Source organism: Nitrosomonas ureae, assembly GCF_900108305.1.
GTDB lineage: Bacteria > Pseudomonadota > Gammaproteobacteria > Burkholderiales > Nitrosomonadaceae > Nitrosomonas > Nitrosomonas ureae_B.
The window spans coordinates 176,340-203,327 of sequence record NZ_FNUX01000002.1; the positions used below are offsets into that span (position 1 = coordinate 176,340).

At 46.1% G+C, this 26,988-nt stretch carries 22 protein-coding genes and 1 other RNA gene; 16 read left to right on the plus strand and 7 right to left on the minus strand.

The window, feature by feature from the left end; translation table 11 throughout:
* Positions 1–76 precede the first annotated feature (76 nt).
* Complete coding sequence (locus tag C4S39_RS02270; protein WP_103965436.1) at positions 77–3,487, minus strand: mechanosensitive ion channel domain-containing protein; 3,411 nt, start codon at positions 3,485–3,487, stop codon at positions 77–79.
* A 249-nt stretch (positions 3,488–3,736) separates the two neighbouring features.
* Here C4S39_RS02270 and rnpB point away from each other — a divergent pair.
* The 9 genes from rnpB to C4S39_RS02315 all read left to right on the plus strand — a co-directional run bounded on the left by rnpB (position 3,737) and on the right by C4S39_RS02315 (position 14,000).
* Positions 3,737–4,037: RNase P RNA component class A (rnpB, locus tag C4S39_RS02275), an RNA gene on the plus strand.
* Positions 4,038–4,128: 91 nt separating this feature from the next.
* On the plus strand, positions 4,129–5,517 hold the full coding sequence (pcnB, locus tag C4S39_RS02280; protein ID WP_103965437.1) for a polynucleotide adenylyltransferase PcnB: 1,389 nt from the start codon (positions 4,129–4,131) through the stop codon (positions 5,515–5,517).
* 17 nt (positions 5,518–5,534) lie between these two features.
* Positions 5,535–6,023, plus strand: coding sequence for a 2-amino-4-hydroxy-6-hydroxymethyldihydropteridine diphosphokinase (folK, locus tag C4S39_RS02285; protein WP_103965438.1), 489 nt, complete (start codon positions 5,535–5,537; stop codon positions 6,021–6,023).
* A 49-nt stretch (positions 6,024–6,072) separates the two neighbouring features.
* The gene (panB, locus tag C4S39_RS02290; protein WP_103965439.1) at positions 6,073–6,864 is read left to right on the plus strand and encodes a 3-methyl-2-oxobutanoate hydroxymethyltransferase; all 792 of its coding nucleotides are present in this window, start codon (positions 6,073–6,075) and stop codon (positions 6,862–6,864) included.
* Between the two features lie 14 nt (positions 6,865–6,878).
* Complete coding sequence (gene panC / locus C4S39_RS02295; RefSeq protein WP_103965440.1) at positions 6,879–7,703, plus strand: pantoate--beta-alanine ligase; 825 nt, start codon at positions 6,879–6,881, stop codon at positions 7,701–7,703.
* A gap of 71 nt (positions 7,704–7,774) precedes the next feature.
* Entirely contained in the window at positions 7,775–9,151 is a 1,377-nt protein-coding gene (gene dnaA / locus C4S39_RS02300) for a chromosomal replication initiator protein DnaA (RefSeq protein ID WP_219817906.1), read from the plus strand.
* A 188-nt stretch (positions 9,152–9,339) separates the two neighbouring features.
* Positions 9,340–10,455 (plus strand): DNA polymerase III subunit beta, encoded by a 1,116-nt coding sequence (gene dnaN / locus C4S39_RS02305; RefSeq protein WP_103965442.1) that lies wholly within the window; start codon positions 9,340–9,342, stop codon positions 10,453–10,455.
* Positions 10,456–10,534: 79 nt separating this feature from the next.
* A complete protein-coding gene (gene gyrB, locus C4S39_RS02310; protein ID WP_103965443.1) occupies positions 10,535–12,955 on the plus strand; it encodes a DNA topoisomerase (ATP-hydrolyzing) subunit B in 2,421 nt (806 codons plus the stop codon).
* Positions 12,956–13,022: 67 nt separating this feature from the next.
* Positions 13,023–14,000 carry an endonuclease/exonuclease/phosphatase family protein gene (locus C4S39_RS02315; protein WP_258039240.1) on the plus strand — a complete coding sequence of 326 codons (978 nt, stop codon included), beginning with the start codon at positions 13,023–13,025 and terminating at the stop codon, positions 13,998–14,000.
* 302 nt (positions 14,001–14,302) lie between these two features.
* Here C4S39_RS02315 and typA read toward each other — a convergent pair whose 3' ends face one another.
* Positions 14,303–16,117 carry a translational GTPase TypA gene (gene typA, locus C4S39_RS02320; protein WP_103965444.1) on the minus strand — a complete coding sequence of 605 codons (1,815 nt, stop codon included), beginning with the start codon at positions 16,115–16,117 and terminating at the stop codon, positions 14,303–14,305.
* Positions 16,118–16,233: 116 nt separating this feature from the next.
* Here typA and C4S39_RS02325 point away from each other — a divergent pair, with 116 nt between their 5' ends.
* Positions 16,234–17,196, plus strand: a complete 963-nt coding sequence (locus C4S39_RS02325) for an ornithine cyclodeaminase family protein (RefSeq protein ID WP_258039241.1) — start codon at positions 16,234–16,236, stop codon at positions 17,194–17,196.
* Between the two features lie 2 nt (positions 17,197–17,198).
* Here the strand turns inward: C4S39_RS02325 and C4S39_RS02330 are convergent, their stop codons facing one another.
* Positions 17,199–17,399: a hypothetical protein gene (locus C4S39_RS02330; protein WP_103965445.1), complete on the minus strand. Its 201-nt coding sequence runs from the start codon at positions 17,397–17,399 to the stop codon at positions 17,199–17,201.
* A gap of 147 nt (positions 17,400–17,546) precedes the next feature.
* Here C4S39_RS02330 and cutA point away from each other — a divergent pair, with 147 nt between their 5' ends.
* The 5 genes from cutA to phoU all read left to right on the plus strand — a co-directional run bounded on the left by cutA (position 17,547) and on the right by phoU (position 22,371).
* Complete coding sequence (gene cutA, locus C4S39_RS02335; protein ID WP_103965446.1) at positions 17,547–17,870, plus strand: divalent-cation tolerance protein CutA; 324 nt, start codon at positions 17,547–17,549, stop codon at positions 17,868–17,870.
* Positions 17,871–17,882: 12 nt separating this feature from the next.
* Complete coding sequence (dsbD, locus tag C4S39_RS02340) at positions 17,883–19,820, plus strand: protein-disulfide reductase DsbD (protein WP_103965447.1); 1,938 nt, start codon at positions 17,883–17,885, stop codon at positions 19,818–19,820.
* 67 nt (positions 19,821–19,887) lie between these two features.
* Entirely contained in the window at positions 19,888–20,475 is a 588-nt protein-coding gene (locus C4S39_RS02345; protein WP_103965448.1) for a TlpA family protein disulfide reductase, read from the plus strand.
* Between the two features lie 470 nt (positions 20,476–20,945).
* A complete protein-coding gene (gene rpiA / locus C4S39_RS02350) occupies positions 20,946–21,605 on the plus strand; it encodes a ribose-5-phosphate isomerase RpiA (RefSeq protein ID WP_181023731.1) in 660 nt (219 codons plus the stop codon).
* Positions 21,606–21,663: 58 nt separating this feature from the next.
* Positions 21,664–22,371 carry a phosphate signaling complex protein PhoU gene (gene phoU, locus C4S39_RS02355; RefSeq protein WP_103965450.1) on the plus strand — a complete coding sequence of 236 codons (708 nt, stop codon included), beginning with the start codon at positions 21,664–21,666 and terminating at the stop codon, positions 22,369–22,371.
* Between the two features lie 111 nt (positions 22,372–22,482).
* On the opposite strand, the gene C4S39_RS02360 is transcribed toward phoU, so the two are convergent.
* A complete protein-coding gene (locus C4S39_RS02360; protein ID WP_219817904.1) occupies positions 22,483–24,489 on the minus strand; it encodes a putative bifunctional diguanylate cyclase/phosphodiesterase in 2,007 nt (668 codons plus the stop codon).
* A 562-nt stretch (positions 24,490–25,051) separates the two neighbouring features.
* On the opposite strand from C4S39_RS02360, the gene C4S39_RS02365 reads away from it, so the two are divergent.
* The gene (locus C4S39_RS02365; RefSeq protein WP_103965494.1) at positions 25,052–25,456 is read left to right on the plus strand and encodes a hypothetical protein; all 405 of its coding nucleotides are present in this window, start codon (positions 25,052–25,054) and stop codon (positions 25,454–25,456) included.
* Positions 25,457–25,480: 24 nt separating this feature from the next.
* Here the strand turns inward: C4S39_RS02365 and C4S39_RS02370 are convergent, their stop codons facing one another.
* The 3 genes from C4S39_RS02370 to C4S39_RS02380 are packed head-to-tail and all read right to left on the minus strand — an operon-like array spanning position 25,481 to position 26,951.
* Complete coding sequence (locus C4S39_RS02370) at positions 25,481–25,948, minus strand: c-type cytochrome (protein WP_103965451.1); 468 nt, start codon at positions 25,946–25,948, stop codon at positions 25,481–25,483.
* Between the two features lie 14 nt (positions 25,949–25,962).
* Positions 25,963–26,502: a DUF411 domain-containing protein gene (locus tag C4S39_RS02375; RefSeq protein WP_103965452.1), complete on the minus strand. Its 540-nt coding sequence runs from the start codon at positions 26,500–26,502 to the stop codon at positions 25,963–25,965.
* On the minus strand, positions 26,499–26,951 hold the full coding sequence (locus tag C4S39_RS02380; protein ID WP_103965453.1) for a cupredoxin domain-containing protein: 453 nt from the start codon (positions 26,949–26,951) through the stop codon (positions 26,499–26,501). Before C4S39_RS02380 ends, C4S39_RS02375 begins: the two co-directional genes overlap by 4 nt.
* Positions 26,952–26,988 lie beyond the last annotated feature (37 nt).

Below are 26,988 nucleotides of genomic sequence, written 5' to 3' on the forward strand. Positions count from 1 at the left end.
AGGCGAAGGCGCGAGTACCGCGCAACGAAGTGATTCGCTCGTGCAGCCAATTAATCAACGCTTCCCTGGCAAATCTTCACAAAGATTGATTTGTTTTCGCTTCTTCATTCCTAGTAGCAGGAGCTGGGCTCCGGATCAATTCAGGGGGCAGATCCCGCACATGCAGATCGAGTTGAGGAAAGGCAATATTAATATTGTTTTCAGCAAATAATGTAATAATTCGCGTGCTGAGTGTATCCTGAACTTCCTGCCTGTGGCCTAAAAGATTTACGAATATACGCAGCTCAAAATCAAGAGAATTTGTGCCAAAAGCAAGAAAATTAGAGGTTGGCTCCGGCTCGGTCAGCACCCGTTCATCTTCTCTGGCAGCTTGCAATAGCAATTCACGAACTTTATTGGTATCAGTCCCGTAAGCAACGCCTACCTTAATGACCACACGCGTGATCGAATCGGTCAATGTCCAGTTGATCAGTTGGCCGGTGATAAAAGTCTTGTTGGGAATTACGATTTCCCTATTATCCCCATCAAGCACTGTCGTTGCCCGAGTGCGAATACGGGTAACTCTGCCGGTAAAGCCATCGACCGTAATCACATCGCCAACCCGAAAAGGTCTCTCGAACAACAAAATGATACCGGATACAAAATTGGCAAAAATTTCCTGCAAGCCAAAACCGAGTCCAACCGTCAAGGCCGCAGCCATCCACTGCAATTGCGACCAGCGCATCCCCAGGAAACCTAATCCTATTATGGTGCCGCCTATCACAATGGTATAACGCAACACGCTGGTAATGGCATAACGTGAAGCAGCATCGATGCGGATATGCGACAACAGGCTAATTTCGATCAACCCGGGCAGATTTCTGGCTCCAATAATCGTCATAACCAGAACAAAGATACCCAGCAATACCGCAATCAAGGTGATGGATTGCTGGATCGTAGCACCGTCAGCGCCCACCTCACTGACATGCCAAAGCGCAATCTCGTCCAGACGGGTAATCGCTGGCAGTATGCCAGCCCATACCCAGGTCAGGCCCAGTATGAGCAGCGTTAAGCGAATGGCCCGCAACAAACGGCGCGTCTGGGTATTGACCTGTTCCAGAGTAATATTTTCTTCCGGTTCCGGTATGGCCTCTCCAGACTCTTCGGCAGCTTGGGCGGCTGCCAAGCGGCGCTCATCAAATCGATGCAGAGCCAGACGCCGCTCCCCCAGCAAAAACCAGCGCGCCAGAAGCCCCACTCCAATGGCAACCATCACAATCACACTAAAGCTCGCCATCAGTGACTGCAATATCATACCCGCAGTGTAGATATAACCCGTCAACGCTAAAATTGCAACCGTCAGCAATGATATAGGAAGCAGCACTCGCAGCAGCTTGCGTAAAGTTGATGGTTCGCTGGTCACTCCGCGGATAACCCAAAGTCGTCCAATATCCAACAGGCGCCAAAGCACCCAAGCAAGCACCACGCAGCTCAGCAAAATAGCCAGGCGCGCTTGCACATCGATCGCTAGATCAAGCTGACGAATAAATGCCAACGAACTGATGAAGTATAACGGTAACACCATCATAGCCATTCCCGGAAGCAACTGACGCAATGCCTCGCGGCGTTGCTTGGTCCAGCGGAAATGCGCATGACCGAGACCTTGTTCCCTGCTGATCCAATAAAGTAATTGCACAAACAGCAACGGCAGCGCCATCAACGTGCAAGCCTGACCTATGGAATGGCTAAAACGCCCCGGATTACCAATGCCTTGTAGCAATTGTCCTAACAGAATCAACATCACCGGCCCGGGCAACACGGCCAGCAAGGTCCACCCCAGCGTTTTGAGCGTAGCGGAATAGCTGTCCTGGCGAATCCGGCTGGTATCTGCTGCCAGCGCTTCGATACGCCTTGGGGCGCGGTACCGCAGCAGCAGCAAGATCAATACCAGCAGTAAGCTACCGATCCACGGAAGCGGCTGTTGATGAAAGCTACGCAAGCTTAGTTCCATCGTGGTGATGAAACGCGATGGTTTAACCAGATCATACAATCCTTCGGGTAAGCGTTGCAGCCAATCGCCATTGATAACGCCATGGCTGGGAATCCACAACAAATAGCGCTCCAGCATTTGCTGCAATTCCTGAACATTGTGAATTTGCTCCTGCAGCGTTTGCTCGCTTTTTTCCAGGGCGGAAATACGACGCTGCAGCAAAGGTTCCAACAATGCCAGCAGTTCGGTACGTTTACGCAACAAAGGAAACAATAAATTCTGTGCGACTACATCAACACGCGCATCATCATCCGCTCCCGAGGGCGTCTCTACCAACGCGCTTGCAGCATTGTCGATATCCAGCAGGCTACGTTGCTGTTCACTTAACATCACCCGCTCTAACCGCGAATCGGCCAGATCATTACGGATCGTTTCCAGGTGCATTTTAAGGCGCGCCAAAGATTCCAGCTGCCGCCGTTCACTCCATAACCAGCGGCCAACACGTTCACTGGTGCCACCGACATCAAGCCGGATTCGCGTATCGCTTAAAGTTACTGCAATGCGCTCTCGCGCTTGCTCGATCCGGGCCAAAACAGCGCGATCACGAGCCAATTGTTCGTTTTGCCGGAGAAGCTCTTCACCCATTTTACGATTCACTGTAGCCGCTTCTGCCGCTACAGTGTTGCCACCTGCCAGCTCTTCTTCACGTTTGATCAATTGCCCAATCAGTGACTCCAACTCATATCGGCCACGACTGGTAATACGTTGTTGCAAATGCTTTATCCGTTCTTCATGCAAACCCAGCCGATAACGCAGTTCGCGTAGTGACAGCTCATGCAAGCGCTGACGCTGCGTAGCAGTATCCTGCTCGGCAAGGCGCAATTCCAGCGCGACTTGCGACCGGCGCTGCTCACTAAGGCGATGCAGGCGCCTTGCTTCAAACAATGCTGCGGGCTCATCTTTTTGAGCAACGATCGAAACGGATAACTCTTCGATGCGACGGCGCAATGCGGCGATTTCATCGGCCGCTTGAGCCGGGCGCGATAATATCAAGGCCAGATCAGTGCCCGCTGCATTGATTTGCGCATGCAAATCGGTGATGATAGTGCGCTCCTGTTCCAGAATCTGTTCCAGCGTTTCCCCATCAGCGTCAGCCGGAATGCGTTTGGACCATTCGAGCAATTCCCGCTCATGATTTGTTGCCAACGCTTTATTCAGGCGCTCCATACGGGCCGGCTGATCTACCGTCTCAGCCTGTAATGTAACCAGGCGTTCCTTCAATACCTCAGCTTCCTGCTCGTCCGCCTTGGCTGTATCAAGATGATTAATGGCGGCTTGCCGTTGTGTTTCTTCCATCTTGCTGCGCTCGACCGCTACGCGCGCAGTATCGATGGCTTTAATAGTCGATGACTGTGTTTTTGCGGCAGCGCTGCCAGAAAACAAAAACAGCAATATCAGCGTGCAACTCAGGGGAAGAAAAAAAATCCGTGTTAAACGAGGCAGGAATTTCAATAGCATAAATATAATCAGTAATGATAAAAGGTGTGTAATCTTCGGGAAAAGGGACTAATCCGACTGAACATGGAAACATGCTTTACCGTAAATATCAAATCAACCAAAAACGATTGCCACAGGCTTATTTTTAAAATACCTCATTCTTAATTCGAATGAAAATTTATAATTCAGTCATTTCAAAGACAAGCATAAAAGTCTCGAAACAAATTATTTCCCCAACCGATCATTTTTGCAAATGATAGAATAGTCGGCGAAGCTGGTCAGACAGTCGCCGCTTGGCATTCTTGTTGAATCCAAGGGGAGGAAAGTCCGGGCTCCACAGAGCAGGATGGCGGCTAACAGCCGCCCACCGTGAGGTGAGGAACAGGGCCACAGAGACGAGCGTATTCAGTTACGGTGAAACGCGGTAACCTCCATCCGGAGCAAGACCAAATAGGCAGGCAATGATGCGGCTCGCGGAGCCTGCGGGTAGGTTGCTTGAGTGCGCGGGTAACTGTGCAACTAGAGGAATGACTGTCCACGACAGAACCCGGCTTATCGGCCAGCTTCATCAATTTTTACAAGTTCGTTATGATCACACATATCATGCAAAGCGATTGTTCGTTAATTCAACAAATAAGCATCGAATACTTTCAAATATCGCAATGATCCGTAAACTTCTCCGCAAGGTATTCAGCCGCAAAGCATCTACTCCCGAATCGCTGACAAAACTGAACATTATTGCCAGCAAACACCATGGAATCCGGTGTAATCAAATTACCCCCTGTGCATTAAAAGTTGCCCTCAATTTACAGCAAGCCGGATTTTCCGCTTATCTGGTCGGGGGCGCAGTGCGCGATTTGTTATTGGGATTGGTGCCGAAAGACTTCGATGTTGCGACCAATGCAACGCCTGAAGAAGTTCACAAAATTTTTCGCCGCTCGCGCATTATCGGGCGACGCTTTCGCTTGGTGCATGTAATGTGCGGCGCGGAAACCGTGGAGGTATCGACTTTTCGAGGACCTTCACCGGACGAGAATGAAAATTCTGCGTCGAAACAGTCGATCGACCAGCATGGCCGCTTGTTACATGACAATGTTTTTGGTAGCCAGGAAGAAGACGCAAAGCGCCGTGATTTTACGGTCAACGCGTTGTTTTATGATCCCGTCAAAGAAGAAATTCTAGATTACCTGAACGGCTACGAAGATATCAAAGCCAAAAGAATGCGCATTATCGGGGATCCGGTACAACGCTTCCGCGAGGATCCGATACGCCTGTTACGGGCGGTGCGCCTGGCTACAAAGCTGGATATGCAAATGGACGCGGAAACCGCCCAACCGATCGGCGATCTGGCGCCTTTATTGCAAAATGTCCCGCCGTCCCGCCTGTTTGATGAAATGCTGAAATTGCTATTGTCCGGACACGCTTTAGCTTGTGTCGTTGAATTGCGCGCGCGCGGCTTACATCACGGTCTCTTACCCATGCTTGATGTAATCCTGGAACAACCCCTGGGCGAGCGTTTTATCACTATCGCACTGAAAAATACTGATGAACGGATCAGGCAAAATAAGCCGGTCTCGCCCGGATTCCTTTTCGCCATATTGTTATGGCATGAAGTACTGTCATACTGGAATTCACTTCAAGCATCTGGAGCAAAACCATTGCCTGCTTTATTTGAAGCAATGGATCACATTCTTTCGCTGCAACATAAAAAATTAGCGATTCCACGCCGCTTTGATGCAATCATACAGGAAATATGGGCAATGCAACCTCGATTCGAAGCCCTTGTTGGGCGTAAGCCTTTCCGTTTACTTGCTCATCCACGTTTCCGCGCCGCCTATGATTTTATGCTGCTACGTTGCGAAAGCGGCGAACTCGGTACTGAATTCGGAGAGTGGTGGAAAGCATTTCTATCCGCAGACAATGCCGAACGTGAGAAAATGCTGCCGAGGCAAACAGCCCTCAAAACGGGGAGAAGAAAACGCAGTCGCAAAAAATCACCTTCCAATTCTGTTGATACCCTCGAAAACACCATCGACAACTCAGACACTTAAATTATAATCGCATATCAATGAAAAAGGGACTGGCTTTTATCGCTCTGGGAAGTAATCTGGAAACTCCGGTTTTTCAAATACAACGTGCTTTTAATGAATTGAAGCAGCTTCCCGGTACACAACTCATCAAACATTCGTCGTTGTATCAAAGCGCTCCGGTCGGTCGGTTGGACCAACCGGATTTCATCAACGCCGTAGCGCAGATCCAGACCGAGCTTGCACCGTTGGATTTACTGTCTGCATTGCTCGCTATCGAATACAAACAAGGGCGCGTGCGTGAATCGTTGAATGCGCCACGCACCCTGGATCTCGATATATTGCTGTATGATACACTGCAATGCAATGATGCCGGATTGATCATACCGCATCCACGGATGATGCACCGCGCATTCGTGCTGCAGCCCCTGATGGAAATCGCCCCGGATTGCCAGATCCCGGGATATGGTTCCATTGCACCCTTACTCACCGCATGTAAGGATCAAAAACTATTAAAAATCAATCCATAAAACATCATGATCTGATTTTTCCCAAAACTATTTACACTACCGCAAAAGCATGAGAACTTCACTCAGTACACTGCAAAAAATGCTTGATAACAATGAGAAGATCGCCGTTCTGACTTGCTACGATGCAACTTTCGCGCGCATTCTGGAAAACTCAGGCATAGATGCATTGCTGGTCGGCGATTCATTGGGAAATGTGTTGCAAGGTGAAAGCACGACGTTATCAGTCACGCTTGATGACATGATTTATCACACACGTTGCGTCGCGCGAGGCACCGACAAAGTGTTCATCATCACCGACATGCCTTTCGGCAGTTATCAGGCTTCACCAGAGCTTGCTTTTAAGAATGCCTGCAAAATTATCGCTGCGGGGGCACACATGGTAAAAATTGAAGGCGGTCACATCATGGCTGATACCGTTCAGTTCTTAACCCGGCGCGGTATCCCCGTCTGCGCGCATATCGGCTTAACCCCGCAATCCATCCATCAATTAGGCGGGTATAGATTACAGGGCCATTCGGAGAAATCCGCCAGGTTATTGGAAGATGAGGCAAAAATCCTCGAAAAATCGGGTGCAGGCATGCTGGTCATAGAGCTTATACCAGCCAAACTGGCTGAAAAAATCACGCAGACACTTTCCATTCCAACCATCGGTATTGGCGCCGGCAACAACTGCTCCGGACAGGTTCTGGTATTGCACGATATGCTAGGACTATCTCAAGGAAAAAAACCACGTTTCATCAAAGATTTTATGCTGGAAGCGAAAACTATCCAGGCAGCGGTGGAGAATTATGTCATTGCTGTCAAGACTGGACAATTTCCCAATATCGAGCATCAATTTTAACTAATAAGTACTGCGTGAAAATAATTACCGACATCTCCGAGTTGCATAAAAACCTTTGTCGAAAGCAGCGTATTGCTTTTGTTCCAACGATGGGAAATTTGCATGCAGGACACCTTGCGCTGATCGATCAAGCTAGCCGATTGGCAGATTGCGTGGTTGTCAGTATCTTTGTCAATCGGTTGCAATTTCTTCCGCATGAAGATTTCAACCGGTATCCCCGAGCATTCGAAGAAGATTGCAGGGCGCTGTCAGTACAAAATGTCAAGATAGTTTTTGCACCTGATGAAAAAATTCTTTTCCCTACTCCACAAGAATTCTTGTTAGCATTACCACCTGTAGCAGATATCCTGGAGGGAAAGTTTCGACCAGGATTTTTTCGTGGTGTTGCAACGATCATATTGAAATTATTCAATATTATTCAACCTGAATTCGCTGTATTCGGCAAAAAGGATTATCAGCAGTTGCATATAGTGCGTAAAATGGTACAACAATTAAATTTACCCGTTGAAATTATTGCCAGTGAAACCGTTCGTGCGGCGGATGGCTTGGCACTGAGTTCGCGCAATCAGTATTTAAATGAAATGCAACGTGCTGAAGCTTGCAGGCTTTACCAAGCGCTTTTGCGAACCAAACGAGAAATTAGTTCCGGTAATAAAAATTTTCAGACATTACAGCAAGATGCTGTCGACAATCTGGAGCAACACGGCTGGAAGGTTGATTACATCAGCATCCACAATCGCAATACGCTTTCATTTGCGCAGGCTTCCGATCAGGATCTGGTCGTTTTAGGCGCAGCCTGGCTTGATAACACGCGATTGATCGATAACCTAGAAATATAACATCCTGTTTTTGTAACGGACATAGCATGATGACTGCTTTTCCAAACCAGACAAACAAAGAACAAAAAATGATGCAATCATTGAATACTTTTTGGTTATCCTGCCTGGATCATTTTCAAAAAGAACTCAATGCACAACAATTTAACACCTGGATCAAGCCATTGGAGATTGATCTTGCGCTCAATGGCGATAACAAAGTTGTATTGATCGCACCGAATCGTTTTGTATCGCAGTGGGTTGCAGACAACTTCATTATGCATATCGAAAGTATGGCAAAAACCTACTTTGACAAAAACATCCAATTTCATTTAAAGCTTGCTGAAACGGAAACCAAAAACAATGCATTGAATCAGGCGCCAGAATCTGCGCCTAGCTCCAGTGAGGCTAAACCGGAACCTAAAACTGTTTATCAGCCTGCCAAAAAGAATCTCAATGGATTAAATCCTAACTTCACTTTTGATAACTTTATCACCGGAAAAGCCAATCAATTAGCGCGAGCTGGTGCCATTCAAGTGGCTGAATCACCGGGGGTTGCCTATAACCCGCTGTTTATCTATGGTGGTGTTGGTCTTGGAAAAACGCATCTGATTCAAGCAATTGGAAATTACGTGCACAAAAACAACAAAGGTGCAAAGATTCGTTATGTTCATGCGGAAAAATATGTTTCCGATGTTGTTAGCGCTTATCAACATAAAGCATTTGACAAGTTCAAGCTCTACTATCACTCATTAGATCTGCTACTGGTGGACGATGTGCAATTTTTTGGCGGAAAAAACCGTACGCAGGAAGAGTTTTTTTACGCATTTAATGCGCTTATTGAAACGCACAAACAAGTCATCATTACCTGCGACACCTATCCCAAAGAAATTACCGGGCTGGAAGAGCGTTTGGTTTCACGCTTTGGCTGGGGATTAACCGTAGCGGTAGAACCCCCCGAACTGGAGATGCGCGTCGCGATTCTTTTGAAAAAAGCTGAAATGGAAAAAATCCGACTGGATGAAAATGTCGCTTTTTTTATTGCCAAACATATCCGTTCGAATGTACGCGAGCTGGAAGGTGCATTAAAACGCGTGCTGGCTTTCTCACGTTTTGTCAACCAGGACATAACGCTTGACTTGGCTAAAGAGGCATTAAAAGATTTGCTTGCGGTACAAAGCCGTCAAATTTCAATTGAAAACATTCAAAAAACCGTCGCGGACTACTATAAAATCAAAGTTTCTGAAATGTATTCAAAAAAACGCTCACGGATAGTTGCAAGGCCCAGGCAAATGGCAATGGCCATTGCCAAAGAACTGACTTCACTCAGCCTGCCGGATATTGGTGAAGCTTTTGGCGGAAGAGATCATACTACCGTATTGCATGGCTACAGAAAGATTAACGAATTGCGTGTTTCCGACCCCCTGATAAGCCGGGATTTTAACGCTTTGATACTCATTTTAAGAGGTTGATAACTGTTTAGCACATTGTGGATAACTGTTGATTTTAAAAATCCGCTGTTTTTATCCACAATCTATCCAATATCTATACCCGGATCATACAAACAAAAAATTTATTGTATCTTATTGAAATTAAAATAAAGATATAAACTATACAGAAGTATTAAAGACATTATCTAATTACTACTATTTTCATATCAATGCTTTTAATTAAAACCAACCGAGATACCTTGTTAAAACCACTACAAACTGTAACCGGGATTGTAGAGCGCCGACAAACGTTACCCATTCTATCCAATGTTCTGATCAAGCAAAATCAGGAAAAGACCTCTTTTCTAACCACTGATCTGGAAATACAGATTAAAACGGAAGCGGGTGAAAATCTTTCACCCCAAAAAGATTTCGCTTTCACAGTATCCGCAAAAAAACTTCAGGATATTTTACGTTCACTGTCATCCGATATCGAGGTGACATTAACGCGAAAAGACGATCATTTACTGGTTAAATCCCATAAAAGCGCATTTAACCTGCAAATTCTCCCGGCGGAAGATTTTCCCGAAGTCACTGATGAACCAGAATCCGATAATGCTATTACACTCAAGCAAAAAGAATTCAAGGATCTTTTGCATCTTGTACAGTTTGCGGTAGCTCAACAGGATATCCGCTATTATTTGAATGGACTTTTGTTGTTGAACGATGGCAAGCAACTGATCAGCGTAGGTACGGATGGTCACCGCCTTGCTTATGTCTCAACCGGTTTGGGCGAAGCACAGAAAAAACAGGAAGTCATCCTGCCGCGCAAAGCCGTGTTTGAACTATCCAAATTATTGCATGACAATGAGGATCCGATAAAAATAGAATATTTCCAAAATAAAATCCGCTTTTCTTTCTCAGATATAACGCTGATCTCGAAAGTCATCGACGGAAAGTTTCCTGACTACAATCGGGTTATTCCAACCAGAAACAATAAACTGTTTGAGATTAACCGGGTTGTCTTTCTACAAGCCTTGCAGCGCGTTTCCATTTTATCCAACCAAAGCGATAAATTTCGCGGTGTGCGCCTGATTGTCAATAAAGATAATCTACGCATTATCTGCAAGAATAATGAACAGGAAGAAGCCGAAGAAGAACTGGAAATCAGCTACCAGGATGATCCCGTGGACATCAGTCTGAACATTACCTATTTAATGGATTTATTGAACAATGTGACAAGCGAAACCGTGCAATGCGCGTTTGAAAATGCTAACAGCAGTGTCTTAATGACGATACCCGGAAATGAAATATTCAAATACATTGTGATGCCTATGAGAATTTAATCATAACCGCACCAGAATCAACCTTAACCGCGACCACTAAATTGTTTCCTGTAACTTTCTTCATAAAGTACCCTGACTAATGAGTAATCAAAATTCCCACGCACCCAAAGAAAACCCAACCAATTACGATTCTGAAAGCATCAAAATACTCAAAGGCCTGGATGCCGTACGTAAACGGCCTGGTATGTATATTGGCGATACCAGCGATGGCACAGGCTTGCATCATATGGTATTCGAAGTTGTCGATAATGCCATTGACGAAGCGTTAGCCGGCCATTGCGATGAAATAACCGTAACCATCCATCCGGATAATTCGGTCAGCGTGCTGGATAACGGTCGTGGCATTCCCACCGGGATCAAACAGGATGATGAAATGAAACGTTCAGCGGCGGAAATCGTCATGACGGAATTACACGCCGGGGGAAAGTTCGACGACAATTCATACAAAGTTTCCGGTGGTTTACATGGCGTTGGCGTATCGGTAGTCAATGCATTATCAGAATGGCTGAAACTCACGATCAGGCGTAATAGTAAGACGCACCAGATAGAATTTCGTATGGGTGTTCCAGTCAAACCATTGGAAATTACCGGGGAAAGTGAACGGCACGGTACGGAAGTACATTTTCTTGCCAGCAAGGAAATTTTCGGCAGCATCGAATATCATTACGATATTTTCGCCAAGCGCTTACGTGAACTTTCCTTCCTAAATAACGGGGTAAAAATTCATCTGATCGATCAGCGTACCGGCAAGGATGAAAAATTCGCTTTTACCGGTGGTATCAGGAATTTTGTTGAATATATCAATCGCAGCAAAACGGTACTGCACCCGAATATTTTTTACGCGACCAGTTCAAAAGATAACATTGCGGTGGAAGTATCGATGCAATGGAATGACAGTTATTCCGAACAGGTGCTGTGCTTCACCAACAATATTCCACAAAAAGACGGCGGCACGCATTTGACCGGCCTGCGTGCCGCAATGACGCGAACGCTCAACAATTACATCGAAAAAAACGAACTGGCCAAGAAAGCCAAGGTTGAAACTTCCGGTGATGACATGCGCGAAGGTTTGTCGTGCGTATTATCGGTAAAACTGTTTGAACCCAAGTTCTCTTCGCAAACCAAGGAAAAACTGGTGTCCTCGGAAGTACGTCCGGTGGTGGAAGAAGTGGTGACGCAAAAGCTTTCCGAGTTTTTGCTGGAAAACCCGATTGATTCCAAAACCATTTGCAATAAAGTCATTGATGCCGCCCGGGCTCGTGAAGCTGCCCGTAAGGCGCGCGAACTGACACGCCGCAAAGGTGTGCTCGATAGTATGGGATTACCTGGAAAACTGGCCGACTGTCAGGAAAAGAATCCGGCGCTATGCGAACTCTATCTGGTCGAAGGTGATTCCGCCGGTGGTTCCGCCAAACAGGGACGTGACCGCAAATTCCAGGCGATCATGCCGCTTAAAGGGAAAATCCTGAATGTCGAAAAAGCGCGTTTTGACAAACTGATTTCGTCGCAGGAAATCATTTCTCTGATCACTGCACTGGGAACCGGTATCGGTAAGGATGAATTCAATCCGGACAAACTGCGTTATCATCGCATTATCATCATGACCGATGCAGACGTGGATGGCTCACATATCCGCACTTTGCTGCTAACCTTCTTTTACCGGCAAATGCCCGAATTGATCGAGCGCGGTCATATTTACATCGCGCAACCGCCTTTGTATAAAATCAAACACGGTAAAAAAGAACGCTATGTCAAGGATGATCATGAATTGAAACAACACCTGCTCAGCCTTGCGTTAACCGACGCCGAGCTGCATATCGGTGAAGAAAGACCTGCTTTGAGCGGTGAAACACTGGAAAAAATTGCCAATGAATACATTCTGGCGGAGGCGGTGATCGAGCGCATGAGCCAGATGATTGATAGTAACGTAATGCACGCGTTGCTGCGCCAACCGGATGTCGACTTGCACAACGAGCAAGCGGCGATCGACAGCGCGGACCGTTTGGCCGCACGTATTAAGGACGTGGAAATCGTTGCGGAATACGATGACGTGCACGAACGTTATCGATTGAAAATCATGCGACTATCGCACGGTAATGTGCTGACCAGCTATCTGGATAATGATTTTGTAGAGAGTGGCGACTATATGCAGATCCAGAAAACCGCGCAGGTATTTGAAGGTTTGCTGGGTCAGGGCGCTTACATTCGACGCGGTGAACGCAAGCAGGCTATTAACGAATTTAAACACGCGCTCGAATGGCTGCTGGAAGAAGCAAAAAAAGGCCTGAACGTGCAACGCTACAAAGGCCTGGGGGAAATGAATCCGAGTCAATTGTGGGAAACCACGATGGATCCGGAAAATCGCCGCTTGTTGCGTGCGCAGATTGAAGATAGCATCCTGACTGACGAAATCTTTACGACGTTAATGGGCGATGTAGTCGAACCGCGACGCGCGTTTATTGAGAAGAATGCGCTACGGGCGACAAATATTGATATTTAGATCGGACTTTACATTGGCGGGTAAGCGTGGAATAAAAATCCGGTTTTCAGTGTTATTAGGAGGTTAAATGGTGAGAAACCTACTTTTCATCGTTATTTTTAGTATTTCTCTATTATCCGGTTGTGCTAAAAGCGGTAATAATGGTGAAGAACCGCAGGTTCAATGTGATGATGTGGCCAGCCGCGGTTACCTTAACGTTCTATCCGTCAATCTTCTGTTCAAAGAAATTGAAACGCGCGAGCAGCGTCTGGAAGCTGTTGCCGAGTTTGCGGAGAAAACGCCGGTCGATGTTATTCTGCTCCAGGAAGTGGTTGGAGGCGCATTGGTTCATACTGAAAATAGCGCGCAAGATTTGCAGAAGAAACTTCGTAGCCGCAAGCGTGATTATGATTTATACACGGCTTTTGAAATTGGATTGCCGGGCGTGATAGGCGTGGCCAATGCAATATTGAGCCGTTGCGAAATTGATTTCAGAGCCACTAAGCGTTTGCCTCATGCGACTGAGTTGAATTTTCGCGGACATGATATCAAACTGCCAAGAAATGTGATGATGACACGCATCAATGTTCCCAGTTTCAGTAAGTTGAATATTTACAATACTCATCTTTGTGCCGCATGTACAGCGGATCAACTAGATGCTCAATTAGCGGTTTTGCTGCCATTTATTAGTGAACTGGAGGCATCCTTTCCGGGCGGTAATCTTACAATTCTTGGTGGTGATTTCAATATTGACCGTTTTCGCGTAGATCCATTTGTGGAGAGGCCTTTCTACGACCGGATTGTCAGTGCCGGTTTTATCGATGCTTATGCGCAGAATAGATCGCTAGATAATTTATGCGCCAACCCTGGGCAAGCCGATATGCATTGTACTGTTGGAGTTTCGACGTTGGATGCAGGGGGATCTGCCAGGCGCATTGATTACATTTTCATGAATCAGGAAAAGAACTTGCGTGAAAGCCGAGTGGTATTTAACACCCTTGTTGATCCTGGTCAGACCAGTGTATCCGATCATGCCGGCGTGTTTGTTTCAGTGACGTTGCCATGATAGGAAAATCGATGATCTGGCTGCGATTTTGAACATTAGCTTGACTTGCGATTTTCCATGGTTTTGCCACGAAGCCATTTATTGAATTTAGATAGCTTTTGCACATGACACTTACGATATGGATATCCGCTGGGTCAACAAGGATGAGGTACCGTTGCTGAAGGACTTTGAGGCCGATCGGCCCGTGCGGCTCAATCAGTGAAACTATAACGCTTTATTGCTGCGCCGGTATTGGATCATACTGGCGCAATCAATGGTTTATCGTTTATCTTTCGATTGGCTTGATAAGCTTGAAGCGGATTTTAAGCTGCGACTCTTGAGGCGCGTTTGCGTTCGTGCTCCAGTAAAAAGCGTTTACGAATACGGATCGTTTTCGGCGTAATTTCTACCAATTCATCATCAGCAATGAATTCAATCGCGGATTCCAGCGTGAGCTGAATCGGCGGAATCAACGTGACGGCTTCATCGGTTCCCGATGCGCGGATATTGGTTAATTGCTTGCCTTTGATCGGGTTGACCACTAAATCATTGTCGCGGGTGTGAATGCCGATCACCATGCCTTCGTACAAGCGGTCACCGGGGCTGACGAACATGCGGCCGCGATCTTGCAGTTTCCATAATGCATACGCGACGGCTTCACCTTGTTCGGCGGAAATCAGCACACCGTTTCTGCGTGGCGGGATTTCCGCACGCATCGGCGCAAATTCGTCAAACACGTGGCTCATCAGGCCGGTGCCGCGTGTCATGGTCATGAATTCGGACTGAAAACCGATCAACCCGCGTGCAGGGATACGATAATCCAGGCGCACACGTCCTTTAGCATCCGATACCATATCCTGTAAATCACCGCGGCGTGCACCCAAAGCTTCCATCACGGCACCCTGATTGGCTTCGTCTACATCGACGGTAAGCATTTCAAACGGTTCGCATTTAACGCCGTCTATTTCACGAATCACCACGTGAGGACGCGAGACGGCGAGTTCGTAGCCTTCGCGGCGCATGTTTTCCAGCAGAATGGTGAGATGCAATTCGCCGCGCCCTGAAATCAGAAACGAGTCGGTTTCATTGGTGTCTTCCATTCTCAAAGCAACATTGGTTAACAGTTCTCTTTCCAGGCGCTCGCGTAACTGGCGGCTGGTGACGAATTTGCCTTCCTGGCCGGCAAATGGCGAGGTGTTAACCTGAAATGTCATGGTCAGGGTTGGCTCGTCCACGGCGAGGATGGGTAGTGCTTCTGGCTGGTCGACACTCGCCAGCGTAGTGCCGATACTCAAATCTTCCACGCCGTTGATCAATACGATATCACCGGCCAAAGCTTCTTTCATCTGTATCCGTTCCAAACCACGGAAACCAAGTACCTGATTGACTTTAGCTTTTTTAGGGGGTTTGTCGCCCAGTAATATCATGACTTCCTGACCAGGCTTCAGCTTGCCACGGTGAATTCGGCCAATGCCAATGCGACCGACGAAACTGGAATAATCCAGTGCACTGATTTGCAGTTGTAGCGGTTCATCAGGATTACCTTCAGGAGCGGGAACATATGTGAGGATAGTGTCGAACAACGGACGCATGTCCGTGCTGGATTTGTCAATATCCAGGGTGGCGAAACCATTCAATGCTGAGGCATAAACAACTGGAAAATCAAGTTGTTCTTCACTGGCGCCCAATTTGTCGAACAGATCAAATGTTTGATCAACCACCCAACCGGCGCGTGCCCCCGGTCGGTCGATCTTGTTGATCACGACGATCGGACGCAGACCCAGCGCAAGCGCCTTTTTGGTGACAAAACGGGTTTGCGGCATCGGCCCTTCGACGGCATCGACCAACAGCAATACGCCATCGACCATCGACAGTACACGTTCCACTTCACCGCCAAAATCCGCATGACCGGGGGTATCGACGATATTGATATGGATTCCCTCGTAGTCGATGGCGCAATTCTTGGCTAAAATGGTAATACCGCGCTCGCGCTCAATATCGTTGGAATCCATCACGCGCTCGGAAATTTGCTGATGTGCGGCAAAGGTGCCGGCTTGGTGCAGGAGTTTATCGACCATGGTGGTTTTACCATGGTCAACGTGAGCGATGATGGCGATATTGCGAATCGGGCGAGACATAAATAATTCCTCAAAAATAAGCGATTAGTTCTTGCGGTGGGGGCAACATTATAGCAGCCGATTGTTAATATGGCCAATTTAACCCTCAGCTAAGATTTTCAAAAACAGGAGTTCGAATGTTGCCAGTGATCCGTTATTTATCACATAGTTCCTTGCAGAGCCTGCAACTGACCACGCACGATGTCATTGCCAGCATTGAGCATTTATTTTTTGCAAAAATACAACAGCAGGCCTGGAGTGCGCCCAAAGCCGTAATTACCCCGCCGGATGGAAGATACATGATGGCAACGCTGGCTGCAGTGGATGATCCTCCATTTCTTGCGGTTAAAGCGCTAGTACTCAATCCCGAAAATCCCAAATATAAATTGGCAAGCATTAACGCGCTGGTGACCTTGCTCGATAGCCGAAGCGGGTTGCCACTAGCGATCATCGATGGTAATTGGGTCACTGCAATACGTACTGCCGGATTGAGTGCGGTTGCCGCCAAGCGGCTTGCACGACCGGACGCTTCTATCGCTGCATTTATCGGGTGCGGGGTGCAAGCCCTGAGTCATTTGCGGGCATTGACCGAAATTTTTCAGCTAAAGAAAATTAATGTATTTGGACGGGGTGCGGCCAGCCGCGATGCATTTTGCCGTAGTGCAAATGAAATGGGCTTATCAGTCATTACAACACAAACAGCACAAGAGGCTATTCAAGATGCGGATTTGATCGTTACGTCCGTGACTTTGTCACCTCAACTGGTGCCATTTCTGGACGCGCGCTGGCTAAAACCCGGTGCATTCGTCACCATGACCGATCTGGCTGCGCCGTGGTTGGGTGAGAGTATGCCGGTATTGGAACGGATTATTATCGATGATCTGGAACAGGAGGCCAATATGCCTGAACCGTTGATTAATCCGGCGCTGGTGCATGGTGATCTGACTGGTTTGGTAACAGGCAAAACAGCAGGGCGTCAAAGTGAGAACGAGAGAACTGCTTTTGTATTCAGAGGATTGGCGCTTGGTGATTTGGCTGTGGCCGGACTGGCTTACCGGCGTGCCTGTGAGCAATCACAGGGTACCCTGATAACCTCCTGAAATCATTGCCGGTCATTTTTTTCAGCACCCGTCATCAAAAATTTAATCAGCAGTGCGAAAACAAACGGAATTGTACTTAGTCCCGTCACCATATAATGCTCGGCGGTGAATTGATCGCCTTCATCCATGATGATATAGCCAAAAAATATGGTGATTGGAGCAATAATTGAAAGCGATATCACTAAATTAAATAGTCCTTTCATTTTTTCAATTCCTTTCGATAAATTGTTTGTTTAAAGTATATGCCTATTGACGAGGTATGCCCAGAGCGCCAAAGTTCAAAATCCCATCTGTCAATTGGGGCGCCAAGCAGGGTAAAATTAATCTTTTCGCATCAATCGATAACACTCATGGAACCAGTACTCATTATTACTAATTTTCCCGATAAGAAAAGCGCGCTTGCGTTGGCAGAAGCTTTGATTGATCAGCATCTGGCTGCTTGCGTTAATGCCTTGAGTCCGTGTACATCAATTTACCGCTGGCAAGATGCTATGGATTCGGCAGAAGAGACTCCGGTGTTGATCAAAACCCAACGGCAACATTATGAACGGGTTGAACAGTTGATCAAGATGATGCATCCTTATGAACTTCCTGAAGTGATTATGGTTCCTATATTGAGCGGATTACCTGCTTACTTGCAGTGGATTGCCGACGAAACAACCTTGATTAGATAATACTGACTGCCCATGCGATTAATCCAATTTTTGTTACTGATATTATGTTTATCCTCTCCACAAGCTTTTGCTCAGGAAGATGGATCCTTTAGTCTATTCCAAAAATTGCAAGGATTGGGTATCAATCTGGGTCAAAGCAATCCGCAAGAGCTTTTGCCACCGGATGAGGCATTCAGGATTTCGATAGAAGTCCGGGATGGGAATACACTCATTGCGCATTTGACACCGGCGAAGGATTATTACCTGTATCGCGATAAAATTGCTTTTGAGCCGAAGCAAGAAGGCTTGGTGATTGAAAAAGTCGCGCTGCCATCCGGAAAAATGAAAGAAGATATGACGTTTGGCAATACGGAGGTGTATTACAGCCCGATTCAGGCGATCATTTCATTAACGCGTACAGATTCTGCAAGCGAGCAACCGTTGACACTGGAAGCGACTTATCAGGGGTGTAATGAACCGGTTGGCGTGTGCTATGCTCCGATACACAAAGCGATCGATTTGACCTTACCGGCGGTAAAAGCAGCGATTGGAGCGATTGCCGGAGCAGTGAGCAGCCAAGCAACGGCAGCGGAAATGGATGCTGCTGCTGAATTGTTTCAGATGCCATCCCGATTACCTGCGATTGAAACCGAATCATACAAAATTGAACGCATGTTTGAAACGGGCGATTACTGGTTGATCCTCTCAGGGTTCTTCGTGGTTGGCTTGTTTCTCTCATTCACACCCTGTGTATTTCCGATGTTTCCGATTTTATCGGGGATTATCGCCAATCACGGTAAGCATGTAACCAAGCGTCATGGGTTTATCCTGGCGCTGGCTTATGTACTGGGTATGGCGATTACGTATGCGATTGCCGGTGTGGCGGCCGGATTATCAGGCGCAATGTTGTCTGCGGCCTTGCAAAATGCTTGGGTGCTCGGCACATTTGCAGTGATATTTGTGTTGCTATCCTTTTCCATGTTTGGTTTTTATGAGCTGCAACTGCCCGGGACGTTGCAAACCAAGCTATCCGAAGAAGCCGGTCAGTTGAAAGGCGGACATTTAACCAGTGTATTCGGTATGGGGGCATTATCTGCGTTGATTGTCGGTCCCTGTGTTGCTGCGCCGCTGGCAGGCGCTTTACTATATATTAGTCAGACCCGGGATGTGGTTCTGGGTGGTTCGGCCTTATTTGTCATGGCTCTAGGCATGAGCATGCCGCTGTTGCTGTTGGGGACATCGGCCGGTGCTTTACTGCCGAAAGCTGGTGCATGGATGGAGTCGATCAAGCGATTCTTTGGCGTGCTGCTACTTGCAGTTGCAATCTGGATTATCTCCCCGGTGATTAACGAAGTTGTGTACATGTTGCTATGGGCTGCACTGCTGATCATCTCCGCAATTTATCTGCAAGCGATCGACCCATTGCCGCAAAGAGCCCCGGGTTTACAGAAATTTCTCAAAGGTGTGGGTGTCATCGCTTTGCTGATGGGTGTTGCATTGTTGATCGGTGTTTTGTCCGGTAGCCGGGATGTTTTGCAGCCACTCTCGAAACTCAATCTGGCGGATGCGACAAGTTCTGGTTCTGGAGAAGCGGTACCCGCGAGCTATGCAACACTGCCATTTCAGCGAGTAAAAACCATTGCTGAGCTGGATGAACAGATCCAGTCATCCAGAGATAAATACGTCATGGTCAGGTTTCATGCCGATTGGTGTGTCTCGTGCAAGGAGATGGATCGATTTACGTTCTCCGATGCCAAAGTTCAAGCTCGACTGAAAGAAGTGGTTTTGCTGGAGGTTGATGTCACGGAGGGCTCTCCGGATGATACTGCGTTACTTAAACGATTTAAATTGTTTGGGCCGCCGGGTATTTTATTTATTGATCGTCAAGGTTATGACATTCCTGATATTAAGATCATTGGATTTCTCAACAACAATGATTTCTTGGCGGTGTTGAACGCTGTTTTGATTTAAAGCTTATACGTTACTGTCAATCAATCCGTCGCAGTGTTCTATTAAAAAATTTTCTAAGGATGAAACAATGTCGAAGTTAAAGCAGATAATTTTGTATTCCTGCGTCGCAATATTTGCTCTGGGAGCGGGTTCATTCCTGCGTACCTTGCTGTCTGAAGCGTATCAAACTGAATTATCCAGTGAAGAAAGCCAGCAAGGCGCTCAAGCAATTCTTTCTGCAAGCCTGCCGGACTTGCAAGGAGAAAATCAAGAGGTTTCGCAGTGGTTGGGAAAGGTCATGGTAGTGAATTTTTGGGCTACCTGGTGTACGCCGTGCCGCGAGGAAATTCCAGAGTTCGTTGAAGCGCAAAAGAAATATGGGGAGCAAGGGTTGATTTTTATCGGCATTGCCATTGATCAAGCCGATAAAGTGAAAATGTTCAGCCAGGAATTTGGCATCAATTATCCGGTATTGGTGGGTGGTTTTAATACCTGGTCATTGTTAGAAGCTGCGGGAAATCGCCATTCCGCATTACCCTATACCGTGGTAATCAATCGTTCGGGAAAGCTGGTTGAAAATTATTTGGGGCGTGTCGATCTGAAAAAGCTGGAAAAAATGGTAATTCCGTTATTGAATGAGCCGCCAGAAATCGAACAATCAGTACAAACCAGCTAAAAGTATTATCGGGGCAAAATAATTTCAGCTAAAAATAAATACTATCAATGCATAATCTGGCTTTCATATAGTGACAGCGGTGACGATCTGCTGGAATCTGTAATTTTAAGCCTTTAAAACTAACACAGTTATCATGACCAATCACGCATCCAGACCGTCCTCGACATTCCGGCCCATGTAGCGTCGGAATGTCCGGTCACATACCGCAAGCAACAATGCCGCTTCCGATTGCGTTAGACTTCCCTTTTATAACCTCCATACGCCTCCTCAAACCTTATCTTCCCGGTCTCCTGTAGCCATTGTCCGTTTCATCTGGAATTCCTCCTTGGAATCCATATAAAAACGGACAGATCATGTGCTACAAGCCTGGACAGTTTAATTGTTCCCCTACACCAAGCGATAGAAGGATTGTTTAAATTAACAGATAACGCTATCCTGACAGCGATATTATAATTTTTGTAAGAGACATCATGACACAAGACGAGCAGAAACGTGCAGCAGCAGTTGCTGCAATTCAATATATTCCGGTTGATTGTATTGTTGGCGTAGGTACGGGTTCCACCGCTAATTATTTTATTGATGAGCTGGCTAAAATCAAGCATAAAATCGAAGGGGCCGTTGCGAGCTCCGATGCAACGGCACAAAGACTTAAAGAGCATGGCATAGAAGTACATGATCTCAATAACGTTATTGATATCCCTGTCTATGTTGACGGTGCAGATGAGATCACTGAGAATTTGCATATGATCAAGGGTGGCGGTGGCGCATTGACACGAGAGAAGATCGTTGCCGCAGTAGCACAAAAATTTATTTGCATTACCGATCAAAGCAAGCTGGTAAATATTCTTGGCAACTTTCCTTTGCCTGTCGAGGTCATCCCGATGGCACGCAGCTATGTTGCGCGCGAAATTGTTCATTTGGGCGGGCATCCGGCTTTGCGGCACGATTTCATCACGGATAATGGCAATATCATTCTGGACGTACATGGATTGCAAATTATGAACCCTGTTGAGCTGGAAGCTACGCTCAATCAAATTGCCGGTGTTGTAACCAACGGTCTTTTTGCACGACGCGGGGCGGATACGCTATTATTGGGAACAGATAAGGGCGTACGTATAATTTCTATCTGACTTTTAATATATTCAGTACCAAACTATTATATTCTTTGCTAACAACCAAAGGCGCGATATGGCAAATAAAGAGCATATTTCTAAGCAATTTGATGCTGAACTTGAGGAAGTTCGTACACGCGTTCTGCAGATGGGCGGTTTTGTTGAAGAGCAAATCGAATATGCAATTGAGGCATTGACGAGTGGTAACGAAGAGCTTATCGATCAGGTCATTACACGTGATCATCGTGTCAACGCCATGGAAGTATCGATCGATGAAATCTGTAGCCAGATTATTGCGCGTCGCCAACCAACTGCAAGTGATCTACGTATGATCATGATGGTAATTAAAACTATTACTGATCTTGAGCGCATCGGTGATGAGGCGGCGAAAATTGCCCGGATGACGAAGTTGATATACTCATCTGATCGCATGCACATTCCGCGCTTTCATGAAATCAAGCATGTTGCCAGTATTGCAATGGATATGTTGCACAAAGCGCTCGATTCCTTTGCCCGATTGGATCTAAATGCAGCCGCACAAATTGTCAGACAAGATGAGCTTGTAGATGAGGAGTTTCGTTCTATCTTGCGCCAATTAATTACATTCATGATGGAAGATCCAAGAAAAATCTCAACGTGTCTGGAAATAGTATTTATCGCCAAAGCAATCGAACGTATCGGAGATCATGCAAAAAACATGTCAGAGTATGTTGTTTACATGGTAAAAGGCAAAGATGTGCGCCATGTGACGGCTGACCAGATTGAACAGGAAATCAGAGAATAGTATGAATGTTTCTTATCGTGCCAAATAGGTTAAGGAAATATGTCTGGCTTATCAGTTTTATTAGAACTTGCATAGCAAGACAACGCTTATGGACGAGTTTGCACAGCACTCTTACACTGACATTCGCGCCCATTTGTCTTCCCAGTCACTGAATTGCCCCGCCGGCATCGGCATACCAATCAAATAGCCTTGCGCTACATCGCACTCCAATGCTGTCAGGAGATTCCACACAACTTGGCTATCTACTCCTTCCGCCACCACTTCTAAACCGAGATTATGTCCAAGTTCAATGGTCGAGCGGACAATCACAGCTGAGTCATTGTCCGCCTCCATTGGCATGACAAATGACTGATCAATCTTGATTGAGTCCACCGGTAGCTTTTGCAAATAACTCAAGCTCGAATATCCCGTGCCAAAGTCATCGATGAATAACCGGATTCCGAGATTCTTTAATTTGGTTAAAGCCTCCAATGCAATCAATGGTTCTTCCATCAGGGTACTCTCAGTTAATTCAAACTGAATCAGCTCCGGATTAACATTCCAAGTGGAAAATAGACCTTGAATACGATCAACAAGCATAGGATCGTACAAATCATGCGCGGACAAATTCACTGACAAAGCCTGCGCTATCCCTGCTTCATGCCAGGCATAACTTTGACTGAAAACCGCATCGAGCATCCAGTGCGTCAAAGGAGTAATCAAACCGGCATTCTCAGCGAGCTTTATAAATTCGATGGTTGATAGCATGCCATGTATAGGATGCTGCCAACGCACCAAGGCTTCCGCTCCACACACGCGACGCGACGCAATATCGACCTTAGGCTGACAAAACAGCAATAACTCATTTTGTTCGATTGCTTGACGAAGATCTCCCATCAATGAAATACGCCGGGTGCATTCCTGTTCCTGCCCCCCCGTGTAGAGGGCATAGCCGCCTCGAGCAGGACAAACATCATTAGTAGCGGCATTGGCACGCCGCAACAAGGTATCAGCTTCAGTGGCATGACCAGGATAGAGAGCAATACCTATGCTGACACGCGGATCGACCATCAGGCCCGCCACTTCCACGGAGTCATGCAGGGCATTGGCCAGCCGTTGCGCAGCTTGGATGGCATAATCGGCTCCTCCGCTAGGCAAGATCAAAGCAAATTCGCCTTCCCCCACTCGCGCCAAGAATTCGCCTTCTTTCAGGGTACGCATCAAACGTTGAGCCAGCTGTTGCAGCAATTGATCACCGGAGCGATAGCCCAGGATTTGATTGACTCCACGCAAACGAATAACATTCAGATGCAAGACAGCGAGGGCGTGATGATGATATTTTGCGGTTTGAATGGCTTCTTGCAAGTGCTCAAGCATGAGGATACGATTGGGCAATTCGGTTAGAGGATCATAATAAGCCAATCGCGCAATGGTAGCTTCGGCCACCTGATGCTCAGCACGCATACGCAAATTAGTAATGCCATAAGCCAAATCATTAGCCAATTCACTGAGTAACTTGACTTCTTCTTCATCAAAAGCATCCGGTTCAATCGCACCCATGACCAAAGCACCGAGTACTTGCCCATTCACGTGCAGAGGAAAAGCGGTAACTGCTGCGAAGCCGAGCTTGATGGCATTCTCGCGAAGGGGAACATAAGCAAGAGCGGCATAGACAGGATCTGTGAGAATGTTTCTGCCCACACAGGGCTCGCCCGTACGGATTGCAGTAGCTGTCGCGGAACGCCCCATTTCTGTATCGGCCCAAGTGTAACGAAGCGCTTCCAAAAATTCTTTATCTACTCCGATACTTGCCATCCAATGGAAGCTCTTGTTTTCATCGTGTTCTGCATATGCGACACCAGCCATACGGTAACCACCTTTTTCCACGATGGCCTGGCACATATCATGTAGCAATTCTTGCTCGTCCGAGGCATGTAATAAAGTATGATTGCCAGCGCTTAAAGTTCTGAGAGCACGAGTGACGCGCTTGATTATTGTTAGTAATTGCTCGTTCTTTATCACTGATTTAGAACTGTCTTCATTGGTCACTTTGGTAGAATATGCCATAGTCTCTGTGTTCAAGATTGTAATGACTTCATTATAGTCGGTAGATTTGATTCTGACTAAAGTCAATCTCATATAGAGATAGCCTGGCTCCACACTGGCTTTATAAAAATTTACTGCATCAGTCGATTTAGAACTCTAGAATCAGGAAGGTGATTCTGCCGCTTTTCCTGTACCGGCAGGGTCAAGCAAATCGTTATTGATCTCAAGGTCAAGCCTTAAATTAAAAGGTCACCTGTTAATGAATAATCAGACAATAAGCGATTTCCAATTTCCGGGTGTGTCCGATCATTACATATATAAGCTATTCGATTGACTAAGTAGATCAGCAACAACTACTATCAAATAGACTCTATGTTCTATGTTGTTTACAATCGCCGTATAGACCTAGTCTTGTTTTTGATGTCAGCGATAAAGCGGACTGACCATTGCAATCGATTATCAATTATAAGTCGATGTCAACACCATGATGAGCAAAAGCATTTTGGTTTGCGGAATTCTAAAATAGAAATTAACTCCATTAATAATGAGTGTAGAATCAATAGCATTCTGGAAAATCGTTATTAAATAATAAAACCCTGTAGCCATGTATTCAAAATATAAGCAAAACGGCAATTTATTTATTAATTTTCATGTCATGCAATTTATTCTTTTATTGTTATTTTTTGTTTTCACCAATGCAATTTGGGCGAATACAGAAGCACCTGATCAAGAGGCGCAAATCCGTGAGCTTGAAAAAACATTAGCGCGCGTACAACAGGAATCTCAATCAACTTACCAGCAATTTCTGATGATTCAGGAGTTGCGCCGCAACGAAATGGCAGAAACACCTCAAACTGTAAAACTACCCAATTCGCCTTCACAGAGTATTCCGATTCCGAATTATGAAGACTTTATTCAACGTAAGCAGGAAAAACAAGAACGGATTGACAAATATACAACGGATTTGGATCATCTTTATGCACGCTATCGGGAACTGGAAGATGAAAAACAAGCAATTTTTGAGCAAATCCGATCACTCGAAAAAAAACCAGAAGAATAATTCTTTGAAATACTTATTTACTGGTTATTTATTTTCAAAATTTTTATACCAGATATCATAAATTTCATTCGACCATAAGGATTTTATCCATACGATCACATCATCGACTTGCTGCTCTGTCAGTATGCCCTCCCACGCAGGCATCGAGCCTATTTCTGGGGGAGTTCCTTTGAGAATTGTTTTTTTCAAAACATCAGTGGAATGATGCCAAGCATGTGCCGAACTATCCAACGGGGGCGGCGGATATTTACCATCAGAATTCGGCTTGCGCCAATCCGGCGTGGCTTCCCCATTGGGACCATGGCAACCTACGCAATGGGTTGTATAAACAGCTTCTCCACGCATGATTTGCGCAGCATCTAAATTTCTTATTACCAATCCCGTTTTAGGGTCAATCTGATGCTGCTCCAGTGCAGGGTCTATAGAATAAAAATTCCCGCATCCAATTAATACCATTGCAGCGGCATAAATCAAAAAATGTTGCATCTTCATGAAAATTGCAACGCTTATTTTAAGCGCATGACTGAACTACTTTTATCCTCTGCTTCCAAATTTTGCGGTAATGGCTCGGTTTTTTTGGCATATGGATCATAACGATTGTAGATGGTGGCATTCGTACGAGTTTGATCGCGTTCTTTGAGCAATAAAACATTATAGGGATCGCTACGGGATCCTTCCATACCAGGAGATCCATGCGGCATATCTGGAACGGCCAATCCTATCGCTTTCGGTTTTTCTTTGAGCAGCCTGATGACATCAGATGCCGGCACATGCCCCTCGATCGCATAGCCATTGACCAGCGCCGTATGGCATGAGCCAACCGTTTCTGAAATACCTGATTTCTTTCTGATCTCTTTATTGCCTACATCGTGCGTTTTTACCGTAAAACCATGGTCGCGCATATGGTCGACCCATTTAGCGCAGCATCCGCAAGTTGGACTCTTATAAACTTCTATGGTTGCCGTAGCTATGGCTTGTGTAGCAACACCCAACAAACTGAATGTGATGATCGATTCAGCTAGCAGGGTTCTCATTCGTATTTTCATTTTTTCTCCACAATAATTTTTCCACGCATTTTTTTAAAATGACCAGGCAAAGGACAAACAAAATCAATGACTCCCGCATTCGTAAATTGCCAGATCAATTCTTTTTGCTCACCAGGTTCCAGTTGTAGCAAATGGGCTTCAGTGTGCTCCTTCTCAGGATACATGCTTCGCATCTTAGCAATTTTTTTAAGTTCCGCCATCGGACCTATCAACATTTCATGCTTGTGATTACCGCCGTTTTTGATCACAAACTGGATCGTTTCACCTTCATTTACCGCAACTTCGGAAGGCAAAAACATATTATCCACCTGTGTCAGTTTAATAATGCGTGACACTTTATCTAAATCGCCCGGTCTACCAATATCGAATTCCAAATTGGAATGATTCGCAGTCGAGTAACTATTGGTTGAAAACAAGACCAAGATCACCAATGGTATAATTCTACTCATAGAATTCTCCTGAAAATAATTCCCGAACCCGTTTATC

What these genes read in the sequence shown, in the direction of transcription:
- C4S39_RS02345 (WP_103965448.1), top strand. Translation starts at nt 19,888, where the DNA reads ATGTCGAAGTTAAAGCAGATAATTTTGTATTCCTGCGTCGCAATATTT.
- folK (WP_103965438.1), top strand. Translation starts at nt 5,535, where the DNA reads ATGAAAAAGGGACTGGCTTTTATCGCTCTGGGAAGTAATCTGGAAACT.
- cutA (WP_103965446.1), top strand. Translation starts at nt 17,547, where the DNA reads ATGGAACCAGTACTCATTATTACTAATTTTCCCGATAAGAAAAGCGCG.
- C4S39_RS02365 (WP_103965494.1), top strand. Translation starts at nt 25,052, where the DNA reads ATGCAATTTATTCTTTTATTGTTATTTTTTGTTTTCACCAATGCAATT.
- C4S39_RS02370 (WP_103965451.1), bottom strand. Translation starts at nt 25,948, where the DNA reads ATGAAGATGCAACATTTTTTGATTTATGCCGCTGCAATGGTATTAATT.
- dsbD (WP_103965447.1), top strand. Translation starts at nt 17,883, where the DNA reads ATGCGATTAATCCAATTTTTGTTACTGATATTATGTTTATCCTCTCCA.
- rpiA (WP_181023731.1), top strand. Translation starts at nt 20,946, where the DNA reads ATGACACAAGACGAGCAGAAACGTGCAGCAGCAGTTGCTGCAATTCAA.
- gyrB (WP_103965443.1), top strand. Translation starts at nt 10,535, where the DNA reads ATGAGTAATCAAAATTCCCACGCACCCAAAGAAAACCCAACCAATTAC.
- C4S39_RS02270 (WP_103965436.1), bottom strand. Translation starts at nt 3,487, where the DNA reads ATGCTATTGAAATTCCTGCCTCGTTTAACACGGATTTTTTTTCTTCCC.
- phoU (WP_103965450.1), top strand. Translation starts at nt 21,664, where the DNA reads ATGGCAAATAAAGAGCATATTTCTAAGCAATTTGATGCTGAACTTGAG.
- C4S39_RS02315 (WP_258039240.1), top strand. Translation starts at nt 13,023, where the DNA reads ATGGTGAGAAACCTACTTTTCATCGTTATTTTTAGTATTTCTCTATTA.
- dnaA (WP_219817906.1), top strand. Translation starts at nt 7,775, where the DNA reads ATGCAATCATTGAATACTTTTTGGTTATCCTGCCTGGATCATTTTCAA.
- panB (WP_103965439.1), top strand. Translation starts at nt 6,073, where the DNA reads ATGAGAACTTCACTCAGTACACTGCAAAAAATGCTTGATAACAATGAG.
- typA (WP_103965444.1), bottom strand. Translation starts at nt 16,117, where the DNA reads ATGTCTCGCCCGATTCGCAATATCGCCATCATCGCTCACGTTGACCAT.
- C4S39_RS02325 (WP_258039241.1), top strand. Translation starts at nt 16,234, where the DNA reads ATGTTGCCAGTGATCCGTTATTTATCACATAGTTCCTTGCAGAGCCTG.
- pcnB (WP_103965437.1), top strand. Translation starts at nt 4,129, where the DNA reads ATGATCCGTAAACTTCTCCGCAAGGTATTCAGCCGCAAAGCATCTACT.
- C4S39_RS02375 (WP_103965452.1), bottom strand. Translation starts at nt 26,502, where the DNA reads ATGAAAATACGAATGAGAACCCTGCTAGCTGAATCGATCATCACATTC.
- C4S39_RS02330 (WP_103965445.1), bottom strand. Translation starts at nt 17,399, where the DNA reads ATGAAAGGACTATTTAATTTAGTGATATCGCTTTCAATTATTGCTCCA.
- dnaN (WP_103965442.1), top strand. Translation starts at nt 9,340, where the DNA reads ATGCTTTTAATTAAAACCAACCGAGATACCTTGTTAAAACCACTACAA.
- C4S39_RS02360 (WP_219817904.1), bottom strand. Translation starts at nt 24,489, where the DNA reads ATGAGATTGACTTTAGTCAGAATCAAATCTACCGACTATAATGAAGTC.
- C4S39_RS02380 (WP_103965453.1), bottom strand. Translation starts at nt 26,951, where the DNA reads ATGAGTAGAATTATACCATTGGTGATCTTGGTCTTGTTTTCAACCAAT.